The organism is Bradyrhizobium genosp. SA-3, from assembly GCF_004212635.1.
Classification (GTDB): domain Bacteria; phylum Pseudomonadota; class Alphaproteobacteria; order Rhizobiales; family Xanthobacteraceae; genus Bradyrhizobium.
This window is the reverse complement of the sequence record NZ_PSRT01000086.1, coordinates 26,543-35,213: the sequence shown is the minus strand read 5'-3', so window position 1 is coordinate 35,213 and position 8,671 is coordinate 26,543. Positions and strand designations below refer to the sequence as shown.

The window sequence follows — 8,671 nt, the reverse complement described above, 5'->3', positions numbered from 1 at the left end:
CTGCCACACCGACCGCTGCCCGACCGGCGTCGCGACGCAGGACCCGACGCGTGCGCGCGCGCTCTACGTGCCGCTCAAGATCGACCGCGTGCAGAATTACCACCAAGCGACGCTGCATTCGCTGACCGAGCTGATCGCCGCCGCCGGCCTCGAACATCCGCAGCAGCTGCGCCCGATCCATTTCAGCCAACGGAGATCGACGACCCAGGTGCAATCCTTCGCACAGCTCTATCCGGCGCTGCGCCCGGGCGAGCTGCTCGAAGGCACGGAAGATCCGCGATTCCGCGATGGCTGGCGGATGGCGCGCTCCGAGACGTTCCAGCCCGCGCTGTGAGCGTCGCCTCGATTGCAAGACCGCCGGATATTCATTGCGGGAGAGGCTGCGTTTAACGCTTGGTTCAGCTTTGGGTGTAGATTGGCCCCATGGACGAACGGCGCGACAAGGCGAGACATCGCGTGCTGAAGGCCGGAACCATCGAGTTCGGCGGCGGCGCAATCGACTGCGCCGTCCGCAACCTGTCCGACACCGGCGCAGCCCTCGACGTCACCAGCCCGGTCGGCATCCCCGACCGTTTCACCCTGTTCGTCCACGCCGACGGAAAGCATTTGTCCTGCACCGTGGTCTGGCGCAAGGAAAAGCGGATCGGAGTGAAGTTCGGGTGAGGGTCTTGCGTTTGGCCTGAGCGCGGGCTCCAATCTCAGCCGTCGTCCCGGCGCAGGCCGGGACCCATACGCCGAGGCAGAGGTTGTTGCGCGAGATCGGAGTTAGCGAGTTGTCGCCAAACTCAATCTTGTGGTTATGGGTCCCGGCCTGCGCCGGGACGACGAGTGGAGGTTGGTGCGGCGTCCCCGCGCGCTATGCATACAGTCGCGCGCCCCCTCACGCCGCCGCCTGCTCGCCGCGCCGGCTCGCCAAAATCTTATCGATCCGTCGTCCATCGAGGTCGATCACCTCGATGTGCCAGCCGGCGAAGTCGAAGGCGTCGCCGACATTGGGCAGCATGCTGAACTGTTGCAGCACGAGGCCCGCCACCGTGTTGTAGCGGTGCGGCGGCAGCTCGATGCCGAGCAGCTCGCCGAACTCGTCGACCGGCATCCAGCCGGAGATCAGGAGCGAGTCGTCGTCGCGCCTGACAAAGGCCGGCTCGGGCGGCCCTTCCTCGGAATGAAAGGCGCCGACGATCGACTCGAGGATGTCTGCGGCCGTCACCATGCCTTCGAACGCGCCGTATTCGTCGTAGACGAAGCCGACATGGACCGGCGCAGCTTTCAGGATGGTCAGCACGTCGCGGGCATCCGCCGAGGCCGGAATGCCCGGCGCCTCGCGCACGAGTGCGCGCAGATCCGGCGCGCGCTCGTTCATATAAGCGATCAGCAGGTCCTTGGCTTGGAGCACGCCGATCGGCTTGTCGCGATCGCCGTCCGAGACGGGGAAGCGCGAATGCGGGCTCTTTGCGATGATCTCGTGAATGGTCTCCGCATCGTCGTTCAGGTCGATCTCGTCGACCTCAGTGCGGGGCGTCATGACGGCGCCGACCGGGCGGTCGCCGAGCCGCATCACGCCGGCGATCATCTCCTTCTCGCCGGGTTCGAGCACGCCTGCGCTCTCGGCCTCGCGGACAAGATGATGGATCTCGTCCTCCGAGACCTTTTCCTCGGCGCTGCCGCCGCGGCCGAGCAGCGTGAGGATCAGCTTGCCGGAGACATCGAGCAGGAACACGAGCGGCAGCGAGATCCGCGCCAGCAGGTGCATCGCGGGCGCGACCCTGACCGCGATGCTCTCGGGGTCGCGCAGCGCCACCTGCTTCGGCACCAGTTCGCCGACGATCAGGGTGGCGTAGGTGATGAGCGTGACGACGAGGCCGACGCCGACGATGTCGGCGATGCCCGAGGACATGCCGAGTTCGACCAGCCATTGCGTCAGCCGCTGCCCGAGCGTCGCGCCCGAGAATGCGCCGGAGAGCACGCCGACCAGCGTGATGCCGATCTGCACCGTCGAGAGGAATTTGCCGGGATCGGCCGCCAGCGTCAGTGCCCGCTCGGCGCCGCGCACACCCTTGGCCGCGAGCAGCGACAGCCGCGCCGGGCGGGACGACACCACGGCCAGCTCGGACATGGACAACAGGCCGTTGATGACGATCAGCACGACGACGATGACGAGTTCGACCGAGAGCATTGACGTTCCGCGAGTAAGCGAGTGTGGCCCGGTTGGAGGCGCAGCCATTGATATAGGAATTCGGAGAGGAAATGCCGGCGATTCTGTCGCAACCCCGCCCTGGGAACCCGTTGATTGACAGCATTCCGACAGGCCCGCGGTGCGGCCGGGCACTCCGCGGAACTACGGGTCGTTGCTTAACGCGCCCATAGTGGCCGCCGGCCAGGTTTCTGACATTTGCAAAATGTATTCGGGGGATCGCCGCGGCGGTCGAGGAGCAGGGCGCGGCGACGCGGGAGATTTCCCGCAACGTGCAGCAGGCGGCCCGCGGCACCCAGCAGGTCTCCGCCAGCATCGTCGACGTGCAGCGCGGCGCCAGCCAAGCCGGATCGGCCTCCGCCAACGTGCTCGCGTCTGCGAGATCGCTGTCCGGCGAGAGCAGCCGTCTCAAGCTCGAGGTCGGAAAATTCCTGGACGCGATCCGGGCGGCGTAGGTTCACCTCTCCCATAGGGAGAGGTCGGATCGCATCGAAGATGCGATCCGGGTGAGGGCTTACGCTCTTTCGTCGCGCCTGAGCCGCGTTCAGAACTCCCCGTGCAGCCGCCCTGAAAACACCGACACCGGTCCGCGGTCGGCGTTGTAGGCGGGATTGACGATGAGTTGGTAGTCAGCGGTGAGGGTGAGGTTCTTGTTCAGCGCGTAGGCGTAATAGGTCTCGAGGATGCGCTCCTTGCGGTAATTGAGCGCGCCGTCGCCGATGAGAATACCGAGACCGCCCGCCGCCAGGAAGTCCCGATAGTCTTGCGAGATGGCATTGATGGCGCCGCCGATGCCGATCACGTCGTCCGGCCGGCCCCATGTCGTGCCCTTGATCGACAGTCCGGCGGACAGGCTGCGGTTGATGTCGGTAAAGGCGATCGTCTCGCTCTTGCCATCGTTCCAGCTCCAGCGGCCGAACAGCCCGACATCGTCCGTGATCGCCTGTTCGAGATTGACGACATAGCCGACCTTGAGACGGCCGCGCCGGGTTTGCGCGATGTCGAGATTGAGCGCGGGATTGTCCAGCGTCTCGCGGAAGCTGCCCATGTTGGCGCTGTCGAGCCAGCCCATGGTCCTGAGCTTGCCGGGTTGGCCGAACAGCGAGAAGCGCGTCTCGAGCTCGAGCACGTATTGGCCACGCTCGCCGACCCTGGTGTCGAAATGATTCGAATTAGGCTCGGCCACCATCAGGAAATAGCCGCCGCGCAGCGCCCAATGCTTCTGGTTGAGCTCGGCGGTGACGCCATAGGTGAGGCCGACCTTGTCGGCGGAATAGTCGAAGGCGCCCGGCGCCCATAGCGACCAGTTCATGAAGTCCTTGCGGGTGTCCTTGGCGTAGGCATTGCCGTCGAACACGTCGACGACCGCGAACTTGCCGGCCTGCAAGGTGAGCCTGGAAACGTCGACCTTCTGCCCGAGCTGCAACTGGCTGCTCGCGAACTCCTCCTGCTCGCCGCCAAAACCAAATGTCTGGCGTACGAACAGGCGCGAAGTGTTGTAATGCGGATAGGGGAAGTTCGACTTCTGCGCTTCGCCGTTGGGGAAGCCGGCCGCGCCCACGGTGTCGCCCAGTCCAAACCCCTGGAGCAGCTCGGGATTGTAATAGACCTCGCCGCCGTCCCAGAGCCGCGCGTTCAGGAACAGGCTGTTGCTCCACGTCGCCTTGGCCTGCGCCGAGGGCGAGAGCGAGTTCGGCCCGGTGTAGAGGGCGGGGAAGGACGGATAGCCTTGCGGCAGATAGGTGCTCTGGCCGTGAATCTCCCAGCGATCGGATTCCGTGTCGATCAGGGAGCTCTTCGGGGTGTAGCTCGGCATGCCCGGCCAATCGACCTTGCGGTTGAGGCCGAGCCTGACCTGCTGGAAGTCGAGCGACGAGGAGCTGTATTGGGCGCCCGTGGAGAAGGCGACATTGGCGCCGTCGAAGCGGCTGTAGAGATATTCGAGCCGTGCACTCCAATGCGGCGCAAACCCGTATTCGATGCCGGCACCGGCGATCCAGCCGGGCCGCGTGTTCAGGATTTTCGGCACTTCGCCGGCGGCCGGCGTGTCGAAATAGCGCTCGCCCATCCAGGCAAAGCCGCCGGTGGCATAGACCAGCCACGGACCGCTGGTATAGCCGACGCGGCCACGTAGGCTCGCGGTGTAGTCCCATTGCTGGGTGACGGTGTTGGCGGGGGTCGCCAGGAACGAGACGATCGAGTTCGAGGCAATGTAGTTGGGAAACGAGAAATCGCCTTCGACGCCGACGAGCCAGCCGGAATTGAGCCGGTAATTGTAGCCGGCCTGCACGCCGCCGATCATGCCGCTGAAGACGCCGCTGTCGCTGACTGCGGTGCCGTCGGTCAGCGCAAAGTGCGATGAGCCGCGGCTATAGCCGGCATGCGCGCCGATATAGAGGCCCGTCCAATCATAGACCGCTCTCAGCGCCGGGGCCTTCAGTGGCAGATCGGCCGCCGTGCCTGCGGCAGGAAAAGCCAGCACGCCCGTGGCAATCGCCGCGGCCGTCCGCATGTACCTGTAACGGTGACCTCTCAACGTCAAAACGCACGCCCCCAAACGCGAATGTATCCACCCGCCGCGACATCCCTGCCGATTCGCGGCGACCCTGTCATCAGGTCTCGGTTGCTGAGGCGACCTAGCGAGATGATCTCGATCCGGCGCGATTTCGTCCCAAGCCCCTGTCTTGTTGCGAACCTTATTGCGATTAATTCGCAATAGCAACTGGCGCGGATTGCCGCGGTGATGGTTCGCACCCTTGTGTGACGAGGCTGCAACATCGCTTAAGGGGGCAGGAAACTGGACTGGGCGAGCGGAGCCCGGCCTCTGCTGGAGACCTATCCGAGACCAGGCAAATGGAGGGCGGCGCGATCGAGCAGGTCGGCGGCCGGGTCGCCGGCTGACGAAAGCATCTAGCAGCCGCGGCAGATGCTCTTCATCTTCTTGTCGAGCAATGCGTCATCCGTGCTGGCCGGACTGCGCGTATGCTTGCCGGCCGGACTGATCGTAGCCTTGTTCGCCGCACCGATCGTATCCCACCGCTGCTGCCAGAGCTTTTCGCCGATCGTGCAGAGAACCCGCGGCTTCTGGCCCACAGAAGGGGCCGCAGATTGATCCGGCGTGCGGCCTGCGACCTCGAGCGCCAGCTTGGTCCGGATCGCCTCCTTGAAGTTTTCGCGATCGGTGATCGGCACGACAAAGGAGCCTGGGCCGCCGATCACGCAATCCTCATAGTACCAATCGATATGGTCGATATGCTGGAAGTCCGTCGGTTTATGGGGTGCTGCATCGGTCATGACCGGCAGGCCGGTGATGGCGATGCCCTGCTGCAACGCTGCGTCGCGCGCTGTGGCGACCGGATCGCCGGTGGTGTTGGGACCGTCGCCCGAAATGTCGATGACACGGCGCGAGCCACGGTACGGGCTCTGCTCAAACAGTGGCATGGCGAACTTGATCGCACTCGAGATCGACGTGCGCGCACCGCGGCGGATCGGTGCCTTCATGAGCTCAGTTGCGACACGGCCTCAGCCGATTCCGCTCCGTCGATCTGTCGCCAGGGGACGACTATTTTCTGGTCATTCGTGGATGACCATTCGAAATAGGTCAGCGCTATGCCGATAACACCGGCCTGCACGTTTCGAATAAACTCCTGCGAGACGATGGCCTTGGCAAAGCCTTCGCGCTGAGCTGCCAGGTCGTCCGGTTCCATCGAGTAGGAAACGTCGACCGCAATCACGAGTTCGACGTCCACGGCGGGGCGATCATCGCCTTGGACCACTGTTTGCGGCTGCGAGGCCGGTTCGGGAAATGCCTGCGTTGACGTCAGCATCGCGAGCAGGATCAATCCAACTGAAACCCGCCAATTCATACTCGCCCCTCCAGCCACCTGTTCGTACCTTGACACGTGGAAGGTGCAATCGGAAGGCTCGGCCTGAGGGGGGGTCTCGCGGCCCGAAAACAAATGACCCCGCCCGGGGGGACAGCCGGGCGGGGTCGGGGGCACGACACGGGGTGGATGAGGCGCCCGTGTCGGACGCAGGATCCACGAGAGATCGGCCTCAGGTACCTAGATCAGTAGCAGGTACGAACGCGGCCGACGTACTGGCCGAAGGCGTTGTACTGGGCGACCCAGCCGCAGCGGTGATAGCCGTAGTAATAGGGGTCATTGCTGGCAGCGATCGCGGAGCCGACGACGGCGGCGGTGGCGATGCCGGCGCCCACGCCCCAGACCCAGCCGGGCTGCTTGGCTTCGGCCGAGGAGGTGGTGGACACGATGCTGCCGGTGACGGCGAGGGCAGCGAGAGTTGCGGCGGCAATCTTGGTCTTGATCGACATGTGAAACTCCATCCGGGGTTGAGGCGGTCCGTTGTGGCCCGCGTGCCCAGTTGGACGGAGGCTCCTCGCGTCCGGTTCGAAGCCGGGAAATGCGGTCGCCGAGCCCTGTGCTTTCCTGAACAATTCCAGCAGGATGGGAGCTAGCCGAGGGGCCCCTTGGCGAGCCTGTTCACGTCGAAGTTATCGACTTCAGTCAGCAACTCGCAAAAGGCCGTCGCGCCCTGATCGATCAGGCGTTCGCCCTTTTCTGCAACGGCCAGCGTCGCGTTGCCGACGGCGCCGCTGGCGTTGAGATCCTGCGCCTGCCAGGCGAACGGCGCGGGACGTTGCGTCGACAGCCAGCGATACTGCTGCTCGATCGCGATGCTGCTCGCGGGAAAATCCGCGATTGCATTCATCCGCACCTGGTCAGGATAACGTGCCAGCATGATCGAGGTCTCGACCGCGCCGCCGTGAATGCCGTGGCGCACTTCATCGGCCGGGAACAATGAGTCAGCGCCCGACAGGCGCGACCACGAGGTCGTCACCACGAACAGCTTGTGATGTGCGCGCAGATCCTGCGCCACCAGCATCATGGCCGCGCTGTTGCCGCCATGGCTGGTGATGATGACGAGCTTCTTCACGCCGCGCCGGGCGACGTCTTCGCCGATTGCGGTCCATCGCTTCAGCGCGACATCAGTCGGCAGCGTCTGTGTGCCCGGATAGTCGATATGCTCGGTGGAAATGCCGATCGGCTCAACGGGCAGAAAACTGGCCGGAACGGTTTCGGGCAGCAGCTCGCGCACGCGCGCCAGATACGCATTCGCGATCAGCACGTCGGTTTCGAGCGGCAGATGCGGGCCGTGCTGCTCGGTCGCCGCCAGCGGCAGCACCGCGATCCAGCGCGAGGCCTCGGCCGGGGCCGCATCGGCCCAGCGGATCTCGGTCCAGTCGCGCGACGGCATCATTGAGCTTTCCTTGGAGGTTTCTTTGGAGGTTTCTTTGCCTGAATTTGTCACGTAATTTGGGGTATGAGGGGACGCGGGCCCGGCCGGCTCGCGTCCCCGAACTTCATGCGGTTTTATCGCGTTGCGTTCACATCGGCCAGCAACGATCGACGGAGTCCCTTCATGAGCCCTTCTCATCTGCGGCGAGCGTTAACGGCGGGCCTGATGGCCGTTTTGGTCGGAAGCGTCCCGGTGCGGGCCGAGACGCTCGACAAGGTCACCTTCGGCACCAATTGGGTCGCCGAGGCCGAGCATGGCGGCTTCTTCCAGGCGGTCGCCGACGGCACCTACAAGAAATACGGCCTCGACGTCACCATCGTCCCCGGCGGGCCGAACGAGAATAACCGGATGCTGCTGATCGCCGGCAAGATCGATTTCTTCATGGCCGCGAACACGCTGATGTCGTTCGATGCGGTCGCCAACAACGTCCCCGTCGTCACCATCGCCGCGATCTTCCAGAAGGATCCGCAGGTGATGCTGACGCAGCCCGACGCCAAGGTCGCCAAGATCGAGGATCTCAAGCCGCTGACGCTGTTCGTCTCCAAGGAGGGCATGACCAGCTACTTCCAGTGGCTGAAATCCGAATATGGATTCAGCGAGAAGAACGTCCGTCCCTACAATTTCAATCCGCAGCCCTTCATCGCCAACCCCAAGAGCGCCATGCAGGGCTACGTGACATCCGAGCCCTTCGCGGTCGAGAAGGCGGCCGGCTTCAAGCCCAACGTGCTGCTGCTCGCCGACTACGGCTTCAACACCTATTCGACCCTGATCGAGACTCGCCGCGAGATCGTCGAGAAGAAGCCGGACCTGGTACAGCGCTTCGTCGATGCCTCCATGATCGGCTGGTACAATTACATCTACCGCGACAATTCCGCCGGCAACGCCATGATCAAGCAGCTCAATCCGGAGATGACCGACGATCTGCTCGCCTATTCCGTCGCCAAGATGAAGGAGCACGGCATCGTCGATTCCGGCGACAGCCTGAAGAACGGCATCGGCGCCATGAGCGACGAGCGCTACACCTCCTTCTTCAACAAGATGGTGAAGGCGGGCGTGGTGAAGCCCGATCTCGACTTCCGCAAATCCTATACGCTGCGCTTCGTCAACAAGGGCGTCGGCGTCGAGCTGCGCCCGAGCAAGCCGTAACGCATGTTGAGA

General features: G+C 64.1%; 7 protein-coding genes and 2 pseudogenes. 4 read left to right on the top strand and 5 right to left on the bottom strand.

The window, feature by feature from the left end; all coding sequences use genetic code 11:
* Both CWO91_RS27105 and CWO91_RS27100 read left to right on the top strand, forming a co-directional pair.
* The coding region (locus CWO91_RS27105; protein ID WP_245471374.1) for a glutamate synthase-related protein at positions 1–334 on the top strand (334 nt) is incomplete at its 5' end.
* An 89-nt stretch (positions 335–423) separates the two neighbouring features.
* Entirely contained in the window at positions 424–663 is a 240-nt protein-coding gene (locus CWO91_RS27100; protein ID WP_130217868.1) for a PilZ domain-containing protein, read from the top strand.
* A 217-nt stretch (positions 664–880) separates the two neighbouring features.
* Here the strand turns inward: CWO91_RS27100 and CWO91_RS27095 are convergent, their stop codons facing one another.
* A complete protein-coding gene (locus CWO91_RS27095; RefSeq protein ID WP_130217866.1) occupies positions 881–2,176 on the bottom strand; it encodes a hemolysin family protein in 1,296 nt (431 codons plus the stop codon).
* 236 nt (positions 2,177–2,412) lie between these two features.
* Between CWO91_RS27095 and CWO91_RS27090 the strand changes: the two are divergent.
* Positions 2,413–2,649: pseudogene (locus CWO91_RS27090) on the top strand (methyl-accepting chemotaxis protein); the annotation flags it as partial.
* 89 nt (positions 2,650–2,738) lie between these two features.
* On the opposite strand, the gene CWO91_RS27085 reads toward CWO91_RS27090, so the two are convergent.
* The 4 genes and pseudogenes from CWO91_RS27085 to CWO91_RS27070 all read right to left on the bottom strand — a co-directional run bounded on the left by CWO91_RS27085 (position 2,739) and on the right by CWO91_RS27070 (position 7,474).
* Positions 2,739–4,706, bottom strand: a complete 1,968-nt coding sequence (locus CWO91_RS27085) for a carbohydrate porin (RefSeq protein WP_130217864.1) — start codon at positions 4,704–4,706, stop codon at positions 2,739–2,741.
* 521 nt (positions 4,707–5,227) lie between these two features.
* Positions 5,228–6,060 (bottom strand): annotated as a pseudogene (locus tag CWO91_RS27080) (DUF1194 domain-containing protein); the annotation flags it as partial.
* Positions 6,061–6,263: 203 nt separating this feature from the next.
* Complete coding sequence (locus CWO91_RS27075; protein ID WP_165405731.1) at positions 6,264–6,527, bottom strand: hypothetical protein; 264 nt, start codon at positions 6,525–6,527, stop codon at positions 6,264–6,266.
* Between the two features lie 140 nt (positions 6,528–6,667).
* Positions 6,668–7,474 (bottom strand): creatininase family protein, encoded by an 807-nt coding sequence (locus CWO91_RS27070; RefSeq protein WP_130217861.1) that lies wholly within the window; start codon positions 7,472–7,474, stop codon positions 6,668–6,670.
* Positions 7,475–7,636: 162 nt separating this feature from the next.
* On the opposite strand from CWO91_RS27070, the gene CWO91_RS27065 reads away from it, so the two are divergent.
* A complete protein-coding gene (locus tag CWO91_RS27065; RefSeq protein ID WP_130217859.1) occupies positions 7,637–8,659 on the top strand; it encodes an ABC transporter substrate-binding protein in 1,023 nt (340 codons plus the stop codon).
* The last annotated feature ends 12 nt before the right edge of the window (positions 8,660–8,671 follow it).

Coding starts and splice junctions, on each gene's coding strand:
- CWO91_RS27070 (WP_130217861.1), bottom strand. CDS start 7,474: ATGATGCCGTCGCGCGACTGGACCGAGATCCGCTGGGCCGATGCGGCC.
- CWO91_RS27095 (WP_130217866.1), bottom strand. CDS start 2,176: ATGCTCTCGGTCGAACTCGTCATCGTCGTCGTGCTGATCGTCATCAAC.
- CWO91_RS27075 (WP_165405731.1), bottom strand. CDS start 6,527: ATGTCGATCAAGACCAAGATTGCCGCCGCAACTCTCGCTGCCCTCGCC.
- CWO91_RS27085 (WP_130217864.1), bottom strand. CDS start 4,706: ATGCGGACGGCCGCGGCGATTGCCACGGGCGTGCTGGCTTTTCCTGCC.
- CWO91_RS27100 (WP_130217868.1), top strand. CDS start 424: ATGGACGAACGGCGCGACAAGGCGAGACATCGCGTGCTGAAGGCCGGA.
- CWO91_RS27065 (WP_130217859.1), top strand. CDS start 7,637: ATGAGCCCTTCTCATCTGCGGCGAGCGTTAACGGCGGGCCTGATGGCC.